Source organism: Bradyrhizobium sp. BRP19 (genome assembly GCF_020194195.1).
In the GTDB taxonomy this organism is placed as follows: domain Bacteria; phylum Pseudomonadota; class Alphaproteobacteria; order Rhizobiales; family Xanthobacteraceae; genus Bradyrhizobium; species Bradyrhizobium yuanmingense.
Genome location: NZ_JADYVZ010000003.1, coordinates 21,934 through 43,083, shown reverse-complemented (window position 1 = coordinate 43,083; position 21,150 = coordinate 21,934). Strand labels below are relative to the sequence as shown.

General features: G+C 62.9%; 16 protein-coding genes. 12 read left to right on the top strand and 4 right to left on the bottom strand.

Translation table 11 applies throughout. From position 1 onward, the window contains the following. Positions 1 to 261 precede the first annotated feature (261 nt). The 5 genes from I6F36_RS10475 to I6F36_RS10455 all read left to right on the top strand — a co-directional run bounded on the left by I6F36_RS10475 (position 262) and on the right by I6F36_RS10455 (position 10,291). Positions 262 to 780, top strand: coding sequence for a hypothetical protein (locus I6F36_RS10475; protein ID WP_225126056.1), 519 nt, complete (start codon positions 262 to 264; stop codon positions 778 to 780). Positions 781 to 1,082: 302 nt separating this feature from the next. Further along, positions 1,083 to 4,412: an adenylate/guanylate cyclase domain-containing protein gene (locus I6F36_RS10470; protein WP_225171393.1), complete on the top strand. Its 3,330-nt coding sequence runs from the start codon at positions 1,083 to 1,085 to the stop codon at positions 4,410 to 4,412. Positions 4,413 to 4,728: 316 nt separating this feature from the next. Further along, positions 4,729 to 6,009 carry an HlyD family secretion protein gene (locus I6F36_RS10465; RefSeq protein ID WP_225171392.1) on the top strand — a complete coding sequence of 427 codons (1,281 nt, stop codon included), beginning with the start codon at positions 4,729 to 4,731 and terminating at the stop codon, positions 6,007 to 6,009. A gap of 12 nt (positions 6,010 to 6,021) precedes the next feature. Further along, entirely contained in the window at positions 6,022 to 8,214 is a 2,193-nt protein-coding gene (locus tag I6F36_RS10460) for a glycosyltransferase (RefSeq protein WP_225126052.1), read from the top strand. A 172-nt stretch (positions 8,215 to 8,386) separates the two neighbouring features. Next, complete coding sequence (locus I6F36_RS10455) at positions 8,387 to 10,291, top strand: diguanylate cyclase (RefSeq protein WP_225171391.1); 1,905 nt, start codon at positions 8,387 to 8,389, stop codon at positions 10,289 to 10,291. Positions 10,292 to 10,322: 31 nt separating this feature from the next. Here the strand turns inward: I6F36_RS10455 and I6F36_RS10450 are convergent, their stop codons facing one another. Next, positions 10,323 to 11,546: a polyhydroxyalkanoate depolymerase gene (locus I6F36_RS10450; protein WP_085969180.1), complete on the bottom strand. Its 1,224-nt coding sequence runs from the start codon at positions 11,544 to 11,546 to the stop codon at positions 10,323 to 10,325. A gap of 164 nt (positions 11,547 to 11,710) precedes the next feature. Here I6F36_RS10450 and I6F36_RS10445 point away from each other — a divergent pair, with 164 nt between their 5' ends. Next, positions 11,711 to 12,367, top strand: coding sequence for a glutathione S-transferase family protein (locus I6F36_RS10445; RefSeq protein ID WP_109144728.1), 657 nt, complete (start codon positions 11,711 to 11,713; stop codon positions 12,365 to 12,367). 280 nt (positions 12,368 to 12,647) lie between these two features. Here I6F36_RS10445 and I6F36_RS10440 read toward each other — a convergent pair whose 3' ends face one another. Then, positions 12,648 to 12,872 (bottom strand): hypothetical protein, encoded by a 225-nt coding sequence (locus I6F36_RS10440; protein WP_036028537.1) that lies wholly within the window; start codon positions 12,870 to 12,872, stop codon positions 12,648 to 12,650. A 183-nt stretch (positions 12,873 to 13,055) separates the two neighbouring features. Here I6F36_RS10440 and I6F36_RS10435 point away from each other — a divergent pair, with 183 nt between their 5' ends. After that, positions 13,056 to 13,412 (top strand): hypothetical protein, encoded by a 357-nt coding sequence (locus I6F36_RS10435; RefSeq protein ID WP_225171390.1) that lies wholly within the window; start codon positions 13,056 to 13,058, stop codon positions 13,410 to 13,412. Between the two features lie 9 nt (positions 13,413 to 13,421). On the opposite strand, the gene I6F36_RS10430 is transcribed toward I6F36_RS10435, so the two are convergent. Next, positions 13,422 to 14,525 (bottom strand): mandelate racemase/muconate lactonizing enzyme family protein, encoded by a 1,104-nt coding sequence (locus tag I6F36_RS10430; protein WP_225171389.1) that lies wholly within the window; start codon positions 14,523 to 14,525, stop codon positions 13,422 to 13,424. A 172-nt stretch (positions 14,526 to 14,697) separates the two neighbouring features. Here I6F36_RS10430 and I6F36_RS10425 point away from each other — a divergent pair, with 172 nt between their 5' ends. The 5 genes from I6F36_RS10425 to I6F36_RS10405 all read left to right on the top strand — a co-directional run bounded on the left by I6F36_RS10425 (position 14,698) and on the right by I6F36_RS10405 (position 19,379). Continuing rightward, entirely contained in the window at positions 14,698 to 15,531 is an 834-nt protein-coding gene (locus I6F36_RS10425; protein ID WP_225134534.1) for an AraC family transcriptional regulator, read from the top strand. A 136-nt stretch (positions 15,532 to 15,667) separates the two neighbouring features. Further along, on the top strand, positions 15,668 to 16,594 hold the full coding sequence (locus I6F36_RS10420; protein ID WP_036013170.1) for an SMP-30/gluconolactonase/LRE family protein: 927 nt from the start codon (positions 15,668 to 15,670) through the stop codon (positions 16,592 to 16,594). A 109-nt stretch (positions 16,595 to 16,703) separates the two neighbouring features. After that, positions 16,704 to 17,297, top strand: coding sequence for a GNAT family N-acetyltransferase (locus I6F36_RS10415; RefSeq protein ID WP_109144724.1), 594 nt, complete (start codon positions 16,704 to 16,706; stop codon positions 17,295 to 17,297). A gap of 16 nt (positions 17,298 to 17,313) precedes the next feature. Next, positions 17,314 to 18,960 (top strand): GMC family oxidoreductase, encoded by a 1,647-nt coding sequence (locus I6F36_RS10410; RefSeq protein ID WP_225134535.1) that lies wholly within the window; start codon positions 17,314 to 17,316, stop codon positions 18,958 to 18,960. Between the two features lie 146 nt (positions 18,961 to 19,106). After that, the gene (locus tag I6F36_RS10405) at positions 19,107 to 19,379 is read left to right on the top strand and encodes a hypothetical protein (RefSeq protein ID WP_225171388.1); all 273 of its coding nucleotides are present in this window, start codon (positions 19,107 to 19,109) and stop codon (positions 19,377 to 19,379) included. A gap of 902 nt (positions 19,380 to 20,281) precedes the next feature. Here the strand turns inward: I6F36_RS10405 and I6F36_RS10400 are convergent. After that, the gene (locus tag I6F36_RS10400) at positions 20,282 to 21,124 is read right to left on the bottom strand and encodes a MoxR family ATPase (RefSeq protein ID WP_036013181.1); all 843 of its coding nucleotides are present in this window, start codon (positions 21,122 to 21,124) and stop codon (positions 20,282 to 20,284) included. Positions 21,125 to 21,150: the final 26 nt, after the last annotated feature.

Genomic DNA, 21,150 nt, shown 5'->3' with positions numbered 1-21,150 from the left:
TACGCGCTCGCTCTCTTTCTGAATTACCACTCTCGCAACGAAAATTGCCGCACCCGGATCATTTGAAACACGGGTGAGATGCAATGCCTGCGCAGCCACATGCTCGCAGCTTTGGATTGGTTCCGTCTCGCTCACGAGCAAAACCAGTCCCATCACTCAGCGAAGATTCTTCAGAAATTGGAATGAAAGGGCATCGCGCAACTCACGCAGCTTCTGTTCGGGGTCGGCCGGTAGGCTGCTACTTACTCAGAAGGAGCTCCTATGAAGATAAGCAGCGCAATTTCCAACGCCTTCTCCGCAACAAGGCGGGTCGGCAATCTTCGGATCCCCCGTTCCAGTTTGATCAAATCGGCCCATCTTCTTGAAAGAATCGGACTGGCCGCGGTTGGGGCCTCTGGCGGCCTCTATGTTGGTGCGACCGTGTTACGTCAAAAGGCCGGACTGTTTGAAAGCGGCTGGATCGTCCTGATAACGATACTCTACGGAGCTCTTGGCTATTACATGGGGATTGATTTGTCGGGCAATGCCCCCGCGCAGAGGTCGACATCGAGCATCTCGGAAGAGTGGAACGGTTCCGAGCCGATAGAGATCATGAGTGCGGCCGGCACGTTCGGCGCGGCAATCGCTGCAACTCTGTCCGTCAGCATCCTTGTCCTTGATCAGAATCTGCCAAACGGCCTGATCGGCTTTGTTGCCGGCTGCTGGGTAATTGGTTCTTCGCTGCAGGTTGCGGCGGGCACGATGGCTCGCAGCTACGAAGCGCCGATCAGCGAGCAATGAAGGAGCTGCTGTCGCGGAAAACGTCCGTTCGGCACAAGCCGCAGTGTTGGTTCGGTTTCGGTTCGAAATGACCGCCACGACTCATCGCAACCTCCGCCGCCCAATGCTGCGTGCCGACGATGTTTGGTAGCAAAGCCGTTCGCATCGAGCAGCGTCACCACTTGAAAGTGATATCGGCAATGAGAAACCTAAGTTGTCGCGCAACAAACAAGACGTGCCATCATGGTGGTGTTGGTATATTGTCCCCGCGCGCCTTGGTCCAAAACTTCTGCTAACCGCTAACCACACGATCGGTGGAGCCAATGCAGATTGCGGAGTGGCTCGAGAAGCTGGGGCTTGCGCAATACGCGGAGCGCTTTGCCCAAAATGGAATCGACATAGGCGTCCTTCCCGAACTGATGGAAGAGGACTTCGATAAGCTCGGAGTCCTGCTCGGCCATCGCCGCAAGATGCTGCGTGCTATCGCTGACCTCGATCCGGCCGCGTTGATCGCATCTCCCGCTCCTCCTCAGGACGCCGAGCGGCGTCATCTCACGGTCATGTTTTGCGATCTGGTCGGCTCGACTGCGCTCTCGGCGCGTCTCGATCCCGAGGATATGTGGGAGGTGATCCGGGCCTATCGCGCTGCCTGCGCGAGCGTGATTGCTGCTTATGATGGCAGGATAGCCAGATTCGTCGGCGATGGAATACTCGTCTATTTCGGCTATCCGCGCGCCCACGAAGATGATGCCGAGCGCGCGGTGCGCGCCGGCCTCGACATGATCTCCGCGATACGCCAGCTCAAGACAGGGACCGACGAACGAGCTGAACTGCGGATCGCAATTGCGACCGGACTTGTGGTGGTCGGCGACCTCATCAGCGGAGATGCGTCGGAGGAGCACGCAACCATCGGCGACACACCAAACCTCGCCGCCCGGCTCCAGAGTCTGGCGGAGCCGGGGGTCGTCGTCGTTGCTTCATCGACGCGCCGGCTGCTTGGCGATCTGTTCTCCCTGCGCAATCTCGGCCGTCGGGAGGTCAAGGGAATGGCAGACCCCATCGCGGTCTGGGCGGTGGAAGGCGCGACTGCATCCGAGAGTCGCTTCGAGGCAGTTCGTGCCGCGCGCTCGATCGGTTTTGTCGGCCGCAAGAACGAGATCGAGTTCATCCTCTCGCGCCAGCGGGAGGCATGGCAGGGGCGGGGCCAGTTCGTATTGATTTCCGGCGAAGCGGGCATCGGCAAGTCCCGTATTGTGGCAACGCTGTCGGAAAGCCCCTCGTTGGGGTTGCACCGTCGCGTGCGATATCAGTGTTCGCCTTACCACACCAATAGTGCGCTTCATCCCTTCGTCGCGCAGCTCGAGCGCGCCGCCGGAATTCGCTCGCACGACACGGCGGATCAAAAACTCGACAAGCTCGAGGCAATGCTCGCAATAGGAACCCAGCAGGTCGCCCGGGCAACACCGCTCATTGCGGCTCTGCTTTCGATTCCCACCGGCGACCATTGCCCGCCCCTCGGCTTGAGCCCGGCGCAGCAGCGGCGGCAGACTTTTGCCGCCCTTCTCGATCAGCTTGAGGGACTGGCGCGAGGCCAGCCGCTGCTGATCATCTGCGAGGATATGCATTGGGCCGACGCCACGACACTTGAACTGTTCGATCTCGCGGTCGATCGGATCAGGGGACTGCCGATACTTGTGCTCTTGACGTCCCGGCCGGAGTTCGAGCCCTCCTGGTCGGGCCTCGCCAACGTCAGTCTGTTGCGGCTCGACCGGCTCGATCGGCAGGACACGCGCGCGCTCGTCGAGCAGATTGTCGTCGGTCGCCAGCTGCCACGCGAGATGATGGAGCAGATCATCGACAAGACCGATGGCATTCCGCTATTCGTCGAGGAATTGACCAAGATGGTGCTGGAGTCCGGGCTGCTCGTTGAGGATGCCGGGCGCTACCGCCTGAATAATCCGCTGCCGCCGCTTGCTATCCCTGCGACGCTGCAGGATTCGCTGATGGCGCGGCTTGATCGGCTCGCTCCGGTCAAGGAGGTGGCCCAGATAGGAGCCGCCATTGGCCGCGACTTCTCGTACGCGCTGCTGAAAACCGTGGCGGGACGCGACGATCTGACGCTGGGCGCGGCGCTGGGACAACTTGAAGAGGCCGAACTGCTGCTGCGTCGTGGGACACCGCCCGAAGCAAATTACAGTTTCAAGCATGCCCTTGTTCAAGAAGCGGCCTACGAGAGCCTGCTCAAGAGCAAACGGCAGGTGCTTCACACACGGATTGGCGATGTCCTGCGCGACAAGTTTCCAATCGTCGCCGAGACCGAGCCGGAAGTTCTCGCGCACCACTTCACCGAGGCGGGGCTGAGCGAGATCGCCCTCGAATGGTGGCGCAAGGCGGGCCAGCAGGCGTTGAAACGCTCGGCCTATTCCGAGGCGATCGCGCATCTCGGCAAGGCCATCGCGATCGCCGATCAATTGCCTGGCGAGCCCCACCGGATGATGAGCAGGCTGCATCTTCAAATCGCATATGGCCGTGCCTTGCGGGGCAGCCTCGGCCACAGCGCTCCGGAAACGGTCGCCGCATGGACGCGCGCGCGACAATTCGCAGCCGGTATCGATGATCCCGTTGAACTTGCGCCGGTCCATTCCGGCCTCTTCAATGCCTGCCTGACCCATGGCGAACTTGCTCCGATGCGGGAGCTGGCGGATGCCATCAGGAGCGCCGCTGAGCGACGGCCGGACTCGCCGGTGGCCGCCGTCGTGGCCCATTGGACTGGGGGCGTGACCTGCTGGTTCGCCGGCGAGTATTTGAACGCGCGTACGCATCTTGAGCGGGCGCTGGCGATCTATCGGGCCGAACCGGATCCCGCGACCTTCAGGGCTTCGGCGCTGGATCTCCCGTTCGTGATCATGCGATTTCTCGCTTTGGTGCTCTGGCCGCTTGGCGACATCGCTCGTGCGCGCAAGCTCGCCGCGGAAGCGGTGGGTACTCCGGGAGAAAAACGGGCGCTGTCCCAGGCCAATGCGCTGGTTCATCGCGCGGTGTTCGACGGAGTATGCGGGGGCATGTTGCAGCAGACAGAGACGATCCTGGCGCTCGGTCTCGCGCGCGACCACACGATGCCGCTGTACGTGGCCGCCGGCACCTACCTGAACGGCCTCGCCAAGTGGCGTGCGGGAGACCGACTGACCGGACTGGCGGACATGCGTCACGGCTGGACCTTCCTGCACGAGAACGATTGCTACCTCTGCGAACCGTTCTGGGGGATGCATGTCGCCCTGGCGATTGCAGATTTAGGCGACGTCGAGACCGGGCTGGAAATCCTGGACGAATTGATCGCCGGGACGGGACAATCCGGCCAGCATTGGCTTGATGCCGAGCTGCATCGTGTCCGCGGTAAACTCTTATCGCGCCATAATCCTTCGGACGAATCCAGTGCCGAAGACGCCCTCAAGCGGGCGCTGGACATCGCACAACATCAGCAGACCAAGACCTTTGAGCTGCGCAGCGCTCTTGAACTTGCACGCCTGTACAAGACAAATGGCCGAGCGCGTACGCTATCCAAAGTGCTTGCGCCCGTGGTCGCTCAATTCGAGGCGGAGCATGGTCTTCCCGAATTCGCGGAAGCGAAAGAGCTGCTTAGGAATGGGCGTTAGCCGCGCCGCCATTCGATCAGTACAAGCGCCGCGCCGACTTCAAGCCAGAATAGGTCGGCATCTTGTTCTCGATTCCCGAGCCGTAGTTCTCCGGTTTTGACACGTCTTAACCTGCTGTGGTGAAAGCTAGATATGCTTCTCGTGGTTGCGAGGGGGAGTCTGCTGCGGCGGCGAATCCTGATTTCGGCAAGCAGCTGTTGTCGGATTGCTCATTGTCTCAAGGCGCAGGCTTCATGCCAACACCTGGGCCATGCGGTGATAGGCTTGCCTTCGCAAGGGCAGGCGGAGCGACCAAAGCCCATTTGGAGATCCAGTCGTGGTTCGCCTGCATGTCGAACGTTTCATTCGCAGCCGGATCGCTCGGCGGTCCCTGGCGCTCGGGATCATCGCTCTCAGCGGATGGGCCCTGTTGCCGTATGTGACCTACCGAATCGCCCCCTCCGCCTATGTCAATGCCGAGCTCATGCGGGTGACTGCGCCGATGGCGGGTCAGCTCTCGTCAGATCTTCCACGCAAGGGCGAATATTTCGAGCACACCCGGATGGTGCCGCTGGTCGAGGCGCGTTCGCCGGATCGCCGGCACCTCATGGACCTTGATCAGCAGCTGGCCATGTCCACCAAACGCGCCGAGCTCGCACGCCGGCAACTCGAGGAAATCGCCGAGCTCGATCGCAAGCTCCGCGAGCGAAGCGAGGACTATCGTTCGGGGATGGTAGCGCGCCTGCGCCACGAGATAGGTGAAACGGAAGTTGAAAAAGGCGGCTGTCTCGCTGAGGCGCGGCAGCGGAACGATGTCGCGAGCCGGATGGAGAGGCTCGTGAAGCTCGGCATCAGTTCGCAGATCCGCTCCGGTGAGGCCCAGGCCTCGCAGGAGGCAACCGCAACGCGGTGCCAGATGGCCGATGAACGCCTGCGGCGCCTCAAGACGGAATTGGGGGCGGCCGACAAGGGCATTTATCTTCGTGGCGATGCCAACGACGTGCCCTATTCTCAGCAGCAGCGCGAGCGGCTTGTCCTCCGCCGCCAGGAGCTCGAGACAGACCTGTTGCAGAACAGCTCACGTGCCGCGCAGTTGGCCGCGGAAATTGCAGAGGAACGTACTCGACTTGATCGTCTCGATCACTACGATCTGTCCTTGCCCGCAGCCCATGTGGTTTGGTCGGTCGCGGCCAGCCCGGGCTCGATGGTCACGGAAGGGCAGTCGGTCTTCGATTTCGCAGATTGCAAACGCCGGTTTATCGTCGTTGAACTACCCGAGCGCGATTTCGAGAAGATCAAGGCTGGAGATGCGGCTACCGTCCGTCTGATTGGGAGTCGCGAATGGAAGAGCGGCCAGATCCGGCAGGTCCGCGGATCGGCCGCGTACGGCGATGATCGGCTGCTTGCGGCTCGGGTGCCGCGGCCTGATCCGGGCAACATTACCATTGAGATATCGCTTCCGCCCAATGAGACGTCGGCCGACCGCAACGGCTCCTGCGATATCGGACGATTGGCTGAGGTGCGCTTCGAGCGCAGAGCCGACGGCCTGCTACGATTGGTCAGCTCGAAGTTGAAATGGCTGACCGCTCGCCTGGAACTCGACCAATCGCTCCTGTGAGCGAGATGTTCCATGCAAGCCATGACTCTGCCTCTCTCTCAGCTGTTCGCGCCGATGCTGGGCATCTTTGCTGCGATGTATCTGTTGGCGCCGACCTTTCCGGTCGCGCGCCCTTGGGCGCGTCTTGCGGTCTTTGTTGTGGTTTGGCTTGTGGTGGCCCACTATCTCGAATGGCGTATTTTCACCACAGTGCTGCCGGCAAGCGGGACCTGGTATCAGGTCGGCTGGATCTGGTTCTGTCTGTTCGTCGAGCTTCTGACTTTCACAGATCAGTTCATTCTCTATCTGACGTTCCTTCGCAGGACCGATCGCCGAAGCGAAGCAGATCAGCACGAGCGTCGGCTTCGCAGCCTGCCGGATGATGAGCTGCCCTCGGTCGACGTCTTTATTCCGACCTACGACGAGCCATTCGAGGTGCTGGAAAAGACGATCACCGGCGCGCTGTGCCTGGACTATCCGAACGTCCAGGTGTGGGTCTTGGATGATGGTCGCAGGCCTTGGCTCAGGGCACTCTGCACGCAAAAGGGCGCCGGCTATCTCACGCGCGCCGACAATTTGAATGCCAAGGCCGGCAATATCAATCATGCCCTGACCAAGACGAGCGGCGAGCTCTTCGCGATCTTTGATGCGGATTTCGTGCCGCAGCGCAATTTCCTGATGCGCACGATGGGCTTCTTCGCTGATCCAAAGGTCGGAATCGTTCAGATCCCGCACGCCTTCTACAATGAGGACCCGATGCAGGCGAATCTCGGCCTGCACAGGGGATTGCCGGACGAGCAACGGTTCTTCTTCGATTCCATCATGCCCGCGCGCGACGGCTGGGATGGTGCCTTTTGTTGTGGGTCCAACTCCGTTACGCGTCGCGCAGCACTCCGCGCGGTAGGCGATGCCTTGCCGACCCAGTCCATTACGGAAGACATCCTGCTGACGCTCGTCCTGCTGCGCAAGGGATACGTCACCCGCTATCTCTGCGAACCGCTGGCGATTGGACTGGCGCCGGAAAGCCTTGATGCCTTTTTCGTGCAGCGGCAACGCTGGGCGCGTGGCGCGATTCAGACGCTGTACCTCGCCGCCGGTCCGCTCGGCCCCGGACTGGGCTTGATGCATCGGCTCCTCTTCTTTCCGACGCATTGGCTCTCATTGGGCTTGCGGGCGCTCATGGTCGTGGTGGTTCCGATCGTGTTCATGTGGACCGGCTTGGCGCCTGTCGTCGATGTCACCCCCGAATCGGTGTTCTACTACTTGTTCCCCGCGATCCTGGCGCTCAACGGCGGCATCTCCTGGTTCGCGCCGCACGTGCATTTTCCGCTCGCCGCTCAGGTGTCGGCGACGATCCAGAGCTTCAAGATATTGCCGACGGTGCTGGGGACTCTCGTCAAGCCGGCGGGACATGCGTTCAGGGTGACGCCGAAGGGCGCTGCCGCGCGGCGCGCAAGTTACGCTGCGGAGATATTCTGGCCGTCGGCGGTCTTGATGGCGTTGACGGTTGTCGGTGTGGTTCTGAACACGATCCCGGAATGGCGCATCATCGATCATCCGGCCGCTCTACCGATGGTCGCCTTCTGGTCGGTCGTGAACATCGTCGTGCTTTTCTTCGTCTGCATGACCTCGCTGCAGGCGCGGATGGGACGTACCGAGGAGCGTTTCGACATCGACGAAACTATCTTGATCCAGACCGCGACCGGCGAGCAGCTTTCTGGACGCGTGAGCAACATCTCCCTCTCTGGCGCCGGCGTTCTGCTTGGCTCCGGTATTGACTGTCCTCGCGCCGGAGAACCGCTGCGCGTGCACATCATGCAGGTCGGATGGGTCGATGCGGTGATTGCGCAACAAAGGGGCCGGCTCATCGGGGTGCAGTTCAAATTGCCGCAGTCGCTTGAACGAGACCTGCTGATCCGCAAGCTCTTTACCGTCGCCCGTCTGAAGCGGAAAGGTGTCGTCGCGTGCTCGGTGAATAGGGCGATGCTTAAGAACATCTGGTTGATGGCCGCACCGTTGCCCCACATTGTTGCAGGCGGCGCGAAGCCCGCGTCGGTCTCGCCGACCGAGCGTCTGCCGGCAGAGAGCATGGTCATTCGGCCTCAACCGCGGACAGACGATTTTGCACTTCTTGCCGGAGCTCGAAGCCTGCATCCGACGAGTTTTACTGAACCTGGCTTTGGCCGAGTGGCCGGCACAGTAATCGAAGCCGTCGCGCCGAGTTGATTGCTGTGTTGTCCTTCTCGCCGGACCAGTCCATGCGCTATCGATCGACGGTCAAGCCGCTCATCGATGCCGTCAATCTCCTTCCGGTGTTCTCCCAAAAAATCACAAGCGGAACGAGCAACCATCCTTTAGCCCAAGGCGTTTACGGGGTTGAGGGTGCAGGGAGCATCTCTTGATCGATCACCGCAGCGATCTTCGGAAGGGGCGTCTGACGCTCTGGGCCTCCGCATTCGTGGCGGTCGCTTGCTTGGCGATTGTCGCGCTCAGCGGCTGGCGGGAGTGGTCCCAGCGACAGACGCTGCTGAAGGGCTCCGAAACAGACGTGGCCAATCTGGCCCGGTCGGTGACGCAACACGCGGACGATACGTTCGAACTCGCGGACACCGTTCTCAATGTGGTGGTCGGCCAACTCGAACTCGAGGGGACCAGCCCGACGGCGATCGCGAAGATTCAGACCTTTCTTTCCCGGCGCAAAGCCGCGAACCGGATTCGAGCTGTGTTCGTCTATGACGAGACCGGCCGCTGGCTCGCAACCAGCGAGCCCGTGGATTTCGCCGGCCTCAACAATAGCGACCGCGAGTATTTCCAGCATCATCGCGCCGTGGCTGAGCGAGGAACCTTCATTGGGGGTCCAGTGAGGAGCAGATCGGGGGGGCAATGGATCATCACAGCGTCAAGGCGCTTCGATCATCCTGACGGCAGTTTTGCCGGAGTGGCTCTTACCACGATCGATGTCGACTATTTTTTGAAATTCTATCGCGGATTCGACGTTGGCCAGAACGGCTCAATTGCACTGGCGACCGCGAAGGGCGTTGTCCTCGCGCGTAGCCCGGACAACGGATATACGGGTCGCGATCTGTCGAATGCACCGCTTTTTAGGAATTTCCGCGAGCGGCCAAGTGCGGACGTCTACTACTTCACGTCGCCTCTCGACGGCGTTCGGCGTCTGAGCTTTTATCAACTCAGCAGTCGCTACCCTGTTGTCGTGGTTGCGACGGAATCGGAAGACGACGTCTTGGCCCCCTGGCGCAAAGCGGCGCTGACGCGCGTGGTTGCGGTGCTGGGACTGATAGGAGGGCTCGCTGTTGCAGGGGTTTGGCTGGTGCGCCAGTTGCACATGCGGCAGAAGATGGCCGCTGCTCTGATCGCCAAGGAGGCGGATTTTCGTCTCCTCGCGGAGCAGTCGGGAGACATGGTCATGCGTATAGCGGTCGATGGACGGATTCTCTATACGTCGCCGTCCAGCGCGCGAGTCCTCGGCTGGGCTCCGAACGAATTGGTGGATACGTCGGCCCTCGCCGGCATAAATCCGGCGGATCTGGCGCGGGTTGAGGAGACGATCTCCGCGTTGATGAACGGCGAAGCCGAGGAGGCGAGAATCACTTATCGCACTCGGCATCGCGAGAAAGGCGAGGTCTGGATCGAAACCGCGCTGCGCGTCGCCAGGAGTGCGAAGAGTGGAGACATCAACGGCGTGGTGGCGATCTCGCGCGACATGACCGAACGTAAGGACCTGGAGGATAAGCTGGCGGCTCTCGCCAGTTCGGATGGCCTGACGGACTTGGCAAACCGCAGACACTTCGACGAGCGGCTAGAGGCGGAATGGGACCGAGCCAGGCGCGAAGGAAGGCCTCTGTCACTGTTGCTGATGGATGTCGATCATTTCAAGAGTTTCAATGATCAGTACGGGCATCAGGCGGGCGATGCATGTCTCCGCTCGGTCGCCGGGGTCCTGGCAGAACAGGCCCGGCGGCCAGCAGACTTGGCCGCTCGGTATGGTGGTGAGGAATTCGCCTTGCTGCTACCAAATACGGACCCGGGAGGGTGCGAGCAGGTCGGCGAGCGAATCCGGCAAGCGATTCAAGACCTCGGCATCCTGCACGCGCTCAACCCGCCATCCAAGCAGGTCACCCTCAGTATTGGTGGCGCCACACATATGTCGTTCGGCGATAATGCTGATTTCACGTCGTTGATAGCGGCCGCGGATAAGGCGCTCTACGCCGCCAAGGAGAGCGGGCGCGACCGCCTTGTGATGTCAGGGCAAATCATCGCGTGGCCCAGCGCGATACGAGCTTGAAGAGTAGCTCTCGTGCGCCCCGGCGTGCGCCTCACGAATTCACGTGCACGAAATCCCGCAGCAGCGGATAGATCTCGTTGTTCCAGCGCTTGCCGGAGAACACGCCGTAATGGCCGACGCCGGCCTGCATGTGGTGGACGCGGCGATAGGCGCGTACGCCGGTGCAGAGGTCCTGGGCGGCGAGCGTCTGGCCGATCGAGCAGATGTCGTCCTTCTCGCCCTCGACCGTCATCAGCCCCATGCGGCTGACCGCCCTGGTGTTCACCGGACGGCCGCGATGCATCAGCTTGCCTTGCGGCAGGAGATGCTCCTGGAACACGTCGCGCACGGTCTCGATGTAGAATTCGGCCGGCAGATCCATCACGGCGAAATATTCGTCGTAGAAGGTCTTGATGGTCGCGGCCTTCTCCTTCTCGCCCTTGGCGATGTGGTTGGCGAGGTCGAGATGCTGCTTGATGTGGCGCTCGAGATTCATCGAGACGAAGGCGGTGAGCTGCACGAAGCCGGGATAGACCTTGCGCAGAGCGCCGCGGCACTGCACCGGCACGTAGTTGATCAGATTGCGCTCGAACCATTCGATCGGCTTGCTCTTGGCGAATTCGTTGACCCTGGTCGGCTGGATCCGTGTGTCGATCGGGCCGGCCATCAGCGTCAGCGTCGCCGGGCGCGAGGGATGGTTGTCCTCGCACATGATCGCGGCGGCCGCGAGCGCGGAGACGGACGGCTGGCAGATCGCCACCATGTGCGGGCGCGGCCCGAGCTGCCCGAGGAAGTCGATCAGGTGCTCGGTGTAGTCGTCGAGCCCGAAGCGGCCCTCGCTGCGCGGGATGTCGCGCGGATTGTGCCAGTCGGTGATGTAGACGTCGTGGTCCTGCAGCAGCGTCTTCACGGTGCCGCGCAGGAGCGTGGCGAAGTGTCCGGACATCGGCGCAACCAGCAGCATGCGCGGCTGCTCGGCCACGCCGTGTTTCCTGAAGTGCAGCAGCGAGCCGAACGGCGTCGCGTAGGCGATCTCCTCGCTGACCGCGACCTCGCGGTTGCCCACCATGACGCTGTCGATGCCGTAGGCGGGACGGTCATAGGTGAGGGTGGAGCGCGAGATCAGCTCCAGCGCGGCCGAAAGCCGGCCGACCACTTGGTCCGATGAGCCCTGAGGCACCAGATTGAGGAATTTGAGTGCGGACGAAGCCCCCGCGCGCCATGGCGCCGTCAGGTCCATGTGGTTCTGAAAAGCCTGATAATACATCGACATCATACTGAAGCGCCCACTTGCCTCCTGTCGTGATGCAATATCGAAGCCAGACGGGAGCCGGACCGCCCGGAAAATTGGCATGTCGCTTGCTGCGCCCCGTCGGGTAGGCACAGATCAGGGGCACGCACGCGCGGCGGTGCGTTGCCCAGGCGTGAGGGAAGGGCTCTATGGCGAAGGCGACACTGACCATCAGCAGCAAGAACTACTCGTCCTGGTCGCTGCGTGGCTGGCTGCTGACGAAATTCTCCGGGCTCGATTTCGAGGAGATCGTCACCGCGCCGGACGATCCGTCGGCGCGTGCGGAGATCCTGCTGCTGTCGTCCTCGATCCTGGTGCCGTGCCTGCGGCACGAGAGCGCCGTGGTCTGGGACACGCTGGCGATTGCCGAATATCTCAACGAGGTCATGCCGGACGCCGACCTGTTGCCGGCCGACCGCATCCAGCGCGCCCATTGCCGCTCGATCTCGGGCGAAATCCATTCCGGCTTCACCACGCTGCGCGCCTCGCTGCCGGTCAACCTGAAGGGGCACTTTCCCGGCTTCAAGATCTGGTCGCGGGCGCAGGCCGATATCGACCGGGTCTGGTTCATCTGGCGCGACTGCCTGGAGAAATCGGGCGGTCCCTTCCTGTTTGGCGAGAAGCGCACCATGGCGGATGCGATGTACGCTCCCGTCGTAACGCGCTTCGTGACCTATGACGTCAAGCTCGCACCGCCGCTCAAGGCCTATGCCGACACCATCATGGCCATGCCCGAGATGCAGGAATGGGTCGCGGCGGCGAAGGAGGAGCCGGCCGAGATCGAGGAGCTCGAGGTCGAATATTAGGCAGGCGTTGCACGGCTGTGCCTGTTTCGAGGGCGGCGGCCCTCCGCTGCGGACCGCGGCGCTATGCCCTTGCAACAATTAACCTTTGGACCCGGCGACAGGCGCCTGCGATCCGGCCGGCTGCGCAGATATTGTGCGCGCCTGCCGAACCGCAGCGAGATCTAGCCGTGAACAGGTGCGTACAAGGCGCTTCGGCTGATTCGGACGTGATTCGTTCGGGCCGCGTTCCGAAGGTTAAAGCGCAGCGCGGCCCCGTCGCATTTTGAAACAGACACCGCCTTCAGGCGGCCCCGCGCTGCTTCAGGCGCGGCAGGCGCCAGCCGATCACGGTTGCTTCCACCGCAATCCCGGCCTCGTGGTTTTGCCAGCGTCCTTCGACATAGCGGCAGGCGAACGGCAGTTGATACGTCCCGCTGTGATCCTCGCACAGCACTTCAAGTGGCAGGCCCGGCGGTGGTTCTCCGGCGCCGTCGAATTCCGCCAAACGTCTATCGCGCGTTGCCATTCCAAAAATCTCCCCTAAACAAAGCCGCGGAGAGCGCCCACTTCTCCCGCATGCGGTTCACTGCTCCCCGTCCCAGGGGAACGGGCCCAAGCTCAACGCGAGAATGCGGTGCGAGTGTGGTAGCCTCACGCTGCAGCGCGCAAACAGCGCACATTGATGTGATCGACTGGCCGAGGAACTTTCATGCTGCTTCGAAACGCCGGAGTTTGTTTCGCAATGTTGCTGCTCGCCACGCTGGCGCCTCTGCCGGTGCTCGCGCAGGACGTGCCCGGCATCGAGATCTGCACGGTCGAGAAAACCATGGAGCGCCGCACCAGCTGCCTCCAGAGCAATGTCGACTTCCTGCAGAAGACGATCACCAAGCTCAGCCTCGACCATCAGCAAAAGCTGGATGTTGCCAATCGCCAGATCGATGCGCTGAAGACAGCCATCGCCGGCCTGCAGAAGACGCTTCTCGATCTCCAGGCCGCGCAGGCGAAGACCACTGAGGATCTGAAGAAGAAGCAGGACGCGCCGCCGGCGAAGGATGCTGCGAAATAGGCGCGTCGATCACGCGACGCGATATCGCTCCATCACGCCACGATCGGGCTCGTAGCCGAGCCCGGGACCCGCCGGCACCGCGACATGGCCGCTTGCATCGACATCGGCGCGGCCGCCCCAGAGGCAGGCTTCGCGCTTTAAATAGAACATCTCGACCAGCCCGTCGTCGCGCGTCGCGAGCAGATGCAGCGTCGCCAGCAGGCCTGGGCCAAAGTAAGGCGAGTGCGGCACGATCCTGATGCCGAGCCGATCGGCCAAGCCTGCGACCTTCAGGAATTCCGTGATGCCGCCGACCTTGATGACTGACGGCTGGGCGTGGCTGACCGCGCCCGCTTCCATCATCTGGCGGAATTGATATTCGGTGCAGGCATTCTCGCCGGCGGCAATTCCGAGCCCGCTGTTGCTGCGCACCTCGGCAAGCGTGGCGAAGTCTTCCGGCGGCCAGACCGGCTCTTCCAGGAACATCGGCTGCGCGTCGCGGCATGTCGCCGCGAAAGCGATCGCCTGCTCCCCGGTCAGCGGGCAGTTCATGTCGACCATCAGTGGAATCCTCGGACCGATCGCTTCGCGCGCGGCAAGCACCGCAGGCGTCGTGGTCTCGTGCAGCTTGATCGCGCCATAGCCGAGCGCGAGCGCCTTCCTGCATTCGGCGGCGATGTTGTCGGGCGAGCCGATCCGGAGCAGGCTCGCGTAAGCCGGGATCGCCGTGCGCCTGATCTCGCCCAGCAGGCGGTGCAGCGGCACGCCCGCGACCTTCGCGGCGAGGTCCCACAATGCGATATCGAGCCCGGAGATCGCGAACATGGTGATGCCGTAGCGGCCGAACAGATGCAAATTGCGCTGGATCTGCTCCATCACGGCGGGGATGCCGGCCGCATCGGGCACCTCCAGCCCGCGGGCCTGCGGTGCGATCATCTCCTCGACGGCGCTGCGCGTCGTGCGCGGGCAGACATAGGCGAAAGCATCGCCCCAGCCGGTCAGCCCGGCATCGGTCGTGACCTCGACGAGGACCATGTCGAGTGCGGTGATGGCGGACGCGCCCTGGCGGAAGCTCGCGACACCGGCATCATAGGGGATGCGGATATGGTGCGCCCGCACATCGGTGATTTCCATGACCCGGTTCCTCTTTCTCGTGAGCGGTTTCGGCGAGTGTAGCCACGAACACCGGGGCGTTGCCAGCTTCCATTGACCGGCTATCCTCATGCAAACGACAGCAATGCCGATCAAGCAAAGTGATGCCGATCGGCGCATCATCACCGCGCTTCGAACGAGAGCCTGAACCGCCATGAATCCAGCCCAGCGCGCGCTCTGGTATATCGAGAGCCATCTGGCCGAGCCGATGACGCTCGACGAGATCGCTGCGATCTCGGGCGTGTCGCGGTTCCACATTGTGCGTGCGTTTGCCGCAGCCGTCGGTCTGCCGGTGATGCGCTACGTGCGCGCGCGGCGGCTGACGGAGGCGGCGCGCAGTCTGGCAAAGGGCGCACCTGACATCCTGTCGCTGGCACTGGAGGCGGATTACGGCTCGCACGAAGCTTTCACCCGCGCGTTCCGCGACCAATTCGGCACCACGCCCGAAGCGGTGAGGGCGGCAGCGTGCGTCAACCAGCTCAGGCTACAGGAGCCGATCCTCATGGATTCCACCATGCTCGACCATCTTGCCCCACCGCGTTTCGAGACCGCAAAGGCCTTCCTCGTCGCCGGTTGCGCCGAGCGCATCTCCTGCGACAACGGTGCCATGATCCCTGGTCTGTGGCAGCGCTTCAATCAGGAGGTCGCCGACATGCCCGCGCGGGTCGGTCACGTCGCCTACGGCGTCTGCTGCAACGGCGATGATGCCGGCAATTTCGATTACATTGCCGGCGTCGAGGTCGCCGATTTCTCCGACCTGCCGCGCCGCTTCGGTCGCATCCGCATTCCGGAGCAGCGCTATGCGGTGTTCACGCACAAGGATCACGTCGCCTCGATCCGGCGCACCGTCAACACGATCTGGAATCAATGGCTGCCGGCGTCTGGCCTGAAAGCCGCGGACGCGCCCAACTTCGAGCGCTATGACGAGAAATTCGATCCCGCGACCGGCCATGGCGGCTTTGAAATCTGGATACCGGTGCGAGAGTAACACGCAACGCTGGCATACCGTCCCGCTTGCTTGGCAAGCCCCGGCGACTTTGCCATAACCGCAGGCAAATCTTGCCTGCGGGGGCCCGAGCCGGACATCCCGTGCAAGCCATAACAAGCTGCCGGGAGGGTCTCCAATGTCCAGCGTCCGCGTTCTCGCCACCGACCTCGAATTTCCCGAAGGGCCGGTCGTGATGCCGGACGGTTCGGTGGTGCTGGTGGAGATCCGGGGACAGCGCCTGACGCGCGTCTATCCCGACGGCCGCAAGGAGATCGTGGCGAAGATTCCCGGCGGCCCGAATGGCGCCGCGCTCGGACCCGACGGCAAGATCTACGTCTGCAACAATGGCGGCTTCTCCTGGATTCCGGCCGGCAAGATGATCATGCCCGGCCCGCAGCCGGACGATTATCTCGGCGGCGCGATCCAGCGCGTCGACCTGCAGTCCGGCAAGGTCGAGACCGTCGTGACCAAATGTGGCGCGCACGATCTGCGCGGGCCGAACGACCTCGTCTTCGACAAGCACGGCGGACTCTGGTTCTCCGACCTCGGCAAGCGGCGCGCGCGCGAGATGGACGTCGGCGGCATGTATTACCTCAAGCCCGGCATGAGCGAGATCGTCGAAATCGTGCATGGCGTATTGCCGGCGAACGGCATCGGCCTGTCGCCGGACGAGAATACGGTCTACATCGCGGAGACGCCGACCGGGCGGCTTTGGGCCTATGAGCTCTCGGCGCCGGGCACGCTCAAGCCGCGCGATCCGATCTATCGCGGCGAGCGCGGCCAGCCGATCTGCGGCCTTGGCGGCTACCAGATGTTCGACTCGCTCGCGGTGGAAGCGAACGGCAATGTCTGTGTCGCCACGCTCGTCTCCGGCTGCATCTCGGTGATCGCGCCCGACGGCACCCTGGTGGAACAGGTTCCGACCGGCGACCGCGTCACCACCAACATCGCCTTCGGCGGCCCCGAGCTGAAGACCGCCTACATCACGCTGTCGGGCAAGGGCGAGCTGATCGCCATGGACTGGCCGCGCGGCGGATTGCCGTTGAATTTTTTGAACAAGTGAGCCAAGCCGTCATTGCGAGGAGCGAAGCGACGAAGCAATCCAGACTACCTCCGCGGTAAGACTCTGGATTGCTTCGCTTCGCTCGCAATGACAACGGAGAGAGACTTCAATGCCCTGGCCCGATCCCGTCACCCTGCGCGGACAGCATGCCCGTCTCGAGCCGCTGTCGCATGACCATCGCGAAGGGCTGGTCGAGGCGGTCAAGGACGGCGAGCTGTCGAAGCTGTGGTACACCGCAATCCCGCTGCCGGAGAACATGGGCAAGGAGATCGACCGCCGCTTAGGCCTGCAGGCCGCGGGCTCGATGCTGCCCTTCACCGTGTTCGATGCCGGCGGCAAGATCGTCGGCATGACCACCTACATGAACATCGATGCCACCAACCGCCGCGTCGAGATCGGCTCGACCTGGTATGGCAAGAGCGCGCAGCGCGGCCCGCTCAACACGCAGTGCAAGCTGCTGCTGCTGCGCCATGCCTTCGAGACGCTGAACTGCATCGCGGTCGAGTTCCGCACGCATTTCTTCAACCACCAGAGCCGCCGCGCCATCGAGCGCCTGGGCGCCAAGCAGGACGGTATCCTGCGCAGCCATCAGATCGCGCCGAACGGCACGCTGCGCGATACTGTCGTTTACAGCATCACCGCCGCCGAATGGCCGACGGTGCAGGCGCATCTCGAATTTCAACTCAACGACAAGCCGCGCTAGGGGCGGCCGAGGGACCATGGATAGATTTGATTATGTGATCGTGGGCGCGGGCTCCGCCGGTTGCGTGCTCACCAGCCGGCTCAGCGAGGATCCCAACACCTCCGTTTGCGTGCTCGAGGCGGGCCCGTCCGACTGGCATCCCTACATTCATCTGCCGGCCGGCTTCATCAAGACCTTCCACATGAAGAGCATCAACTGGGCCTATCAGCAGGAGCCCGGTCCGTGGACCGGCGGGCGCAGCATCTATGCGCCGCGCGGCAAGACGCTGGGCGGCTCGTCCTCGATCAACGGCCACATCTACAATCGCGGCCAGCGCATGGATTTCGACACCTGGGCGCAGATGGGCAATCGCGGCTGGGGCTATGCCGACGTGCTGCCCTATTTCCGCCGACTGGAGAAGCGGATCGGCGAGGGCGAGGAGACCTATCGCGGCCGCGACGGCAACCTCATCGTCACCACCATGAACTGGCGCGATCCGCTCTGCGAGGCCTTCATGGAAGGCGCGGTCTCGCTCGGCATTCCCCGCAATCCCGATTACAACGGCAAGACCCAGGAAGGCGTCTCCTACTGCCAGCGCACCATCAACAACGGCCTGCGCGTCTCCGGCGCGACCGCGTTCCTCAAGCCGGCGATGAAGCGGCCCAACGTGCATGTGCATACGCATGCGCACGCGACCGAGATCATCTTCGAGGGCAAGCGCGCCGTCGGCGTGCGCTACATGAAGGGCGGCCGCGGCGGCCATCCTGTCGAAGTGCGCGCCAACAAGGAGGTGATCCTCTCCGGCGGCAGCTATAATTCGCCGCAGCTGCTGCAGCTCTCCGGCATCGGCTCGCCGGATCTGCTGCAGCAGCACGGCATCGCCGTGCGTCACGCGCTACCGGTCGGCGAGGGCCTGCAGGATCATTACGCGCCGCGTACGGTGGCGCGCGTCAAGGACATCAAGACCATCAACGAGCTCCGCCGCGGCTGGCGTCTCTGGGTCGAGGCGGCGAAATGGGCCACCGCGCGCCGCGGCCTGCTGTCGCTCTCGCCGACCATGGTCTATTGCTTCTGGCATTCCGGCGAGAGCACGGAGAGCTCCGACCTGCAGCTCACCTTCACGCCGGCTTCTTACAAAGAAGGCGTGCAGGGCCAGCTCGAGGACGAGCCCGGCATGACCGTGGCGTCCTGGCAGCAGCGTCCCGAGAGCCGCGGCTATGTCCGGATCCGCTCCAGCGATCCGTTCGCGCCGCCGATCATCCAGACCAATTATCTCGACGCCGAGCTCGACCGCCGCGTCATCGTCGGCGGCATGAAGCTGGCGCGGCGCCTCTTGAAGAGTGCGCCGCTCTCGCCCTATTACGCCTACGAGGATTTCCCCGGCCCCAACGTCAACACCGACGACGAGTTTTTGCACGCCGCCACCGAGCGCGGCACCACCACCTTCCACCCCGGCTGCACCTGCCGCATGGGCCCGGCGGATTCCACCTGGGCCGTCGTCGACGACCATCTCCGCGTCCACGGGCTCGAAGGCCTCCGCGTCATTGACGCCTCCGTGATGCCGCGCATGATCTCGGCGAATTTGAATGCGTCGACGATGATGATCGCCGACCGCGCCTCCGACCTCATCCGCGGTAAGCAGCCGCTGGAAGCCGCAAGGATTCCGGACGCAGCGGTGGCGTGATATCTTCAAACGGTGGGTTAGCCAGCGGCGGCGCGAAGCGCGGCCGTAGGCGTAACCCACCGTTTCTTTCGATGTGAAAACGAGCCGTGGCGGTTACGCCTTCGGCCAATCCGCCCTACGCGCTTCACCGATAGGCAAAACGTCAAATGCCCCAATCCGGCGCTGAGCGGCAATCCGTTGGCCAGATTGCCATCTGCGGCATCGTCTTTCTCTGCACCGCTATTCCGCTCGGTCTGCTGCTCCGCGTGGGCTGGCGCGATTGGACCCTCTTTGCCGGCCTCTGGGCGATAATGTACTTCATGGGCGGAATAGGATGGTTTCCTCGGCGCACACCAGTTCAAAAGGCCTTCTCATATGGTCTGCTCGTAGGCACGGTGCTGCCGGCGCTGGAGTGGGCGGCGACGCTTCACGGCCCGTAGCACGTCGGGCAAAACACCCCGTCACCCCGTCAACCCCTCTCCATAAAAATATTCCGCTTTACCGAAATTCGGAATTGCGGCATAGATCGAAACAGCCCGGCTCACGAAAGAGGGGCGGTTCGCGAGTCGTTCGAAACGCGGGCCGGGTTGCGGTGGACGCGGCAGCGTCGGCACGATGGGTGCGGGCAGGGCGGGTAGTCCCTGTGAGCCCGAGGCCCCGTGCAGACGAACGGCGCTGAAGTCCGGCGAAGCCTCTTGGCGAAGCCGGATGAGCTGCGTACGGCAAAACCGTGTGGTCCTGGCCGTCGTTGCTACGGTCAAGCTGGCTGCGGAGATGCGCGCGAGCCCAACCGGGCGGACGGCATCGTCAATTCGCGGGGCGAGGGAGGCCAGAAGGAATTCGGCTCCCGGGAGAGCACGGCATAAGCCGTCCGACCATCGCGCAGGGAAGGCCGAGTGATCGGCGACACCTGTATGCTGCTGTGCGGTTTCTCTGCGTGTGCTTTTCGCGCAGCGGACCGCGGGTGCCCGTCGGCACCCGGTCTTCCCTGCGCCCTCTTTCTTTTGGGGCGACGGAATGAAGCAAAGCTCGGGCGAGATGAGCCGCGAGGCTGCGAAGGTGTGTCTGCAAATTGAATTGCCAGCGGAGAACGACGCCGTTGCTCCTTGCTCCGTCATTGCGAGCGCAGCGAAGCAATCCAGACTACTGCGGTGGAGGGATACTGGATTGCTTCGCTGCGCTCGCAATGACGGGATCGGGAGGCTGCTCGCGACACACTCGATATCGTAGGGTGGGCAAAGCGAAGCGTGCCCACGATCTGCATCCATCACGGAGGAATGGTGGGCACGGCGCTATGCGCCTTTGCCCACCCTACGGCACCGTGCGACGCGTTACGGCGTGCCTACACTTCCCTTCGGCTCAAGAACGCCAGCCGCTCGAACAGATGCACGTCCTGCTCGTTCTTGAGCAGCGCGCCGTGCAGCGGTGGAATCAGCTTGCGCGGGTCGCGTTCGCGCAGCTGCTCGGCGCTCATGTCCTCGTTGAGCAGCAGCTTGAGCCAGTCGAGCAGCTCCGAGGTCGACGGCTTCTTCTTCAGGCCCGGGACCTCGCGCACCTCAAAGAAGATGCGCAGCGCTTCCTCGACCAGGCGCTTCTTGATGCCGGGGAAGTGCACGTCGATGATGCGGCCCATCGTGTCGGCGTCGGGGAACTTGATGTAGTGGAAGAAGCAGCGGCGCAGGAACGCGTCGGGCAGCTCCTTCTCGTTGTTGGAGGTGATCATCATGATCGGGCGCTGCTTCGCCTTGATCGTCTCGCCGGTCTCGTAGACATGGAATTCCATGCGGTCGAGCTCGAGCAGCAGATCGTTGGGGAATTCGATGTCGGCCTTGTCGATCTCGTCGATCAGGAGCACCGGGCGCTGCTCGCTGGTGAAGGCGTCCCACAGCTTGCCGCGCTTGATGTAGTTCCGGATGTCGGATACGCGCGCATCGCCGAGCTGGCTGTCGCGCAGGCGCGACACCGCGTCGTATTCGTAGAGGCCCTGCTGCGCCTTGGTGGTGGACTTGATGTGCCAGGTCAGAAGCGGCGCGTTCAGCGCCTTCGCCACTTCCTCCGCCAGCACCGTCTTGCCGGTGCCGGGCTCGCCCTTCACCAGGAGCGGACGCTCGAGCACGATCGAAGCATTGACGGCGACCTTGAGATCGTCGGTCGCAACATAGTCCTTGGTGCCGGTAAATTTCATCGCGCGTCCTTGTTGGTCGTCGCCGC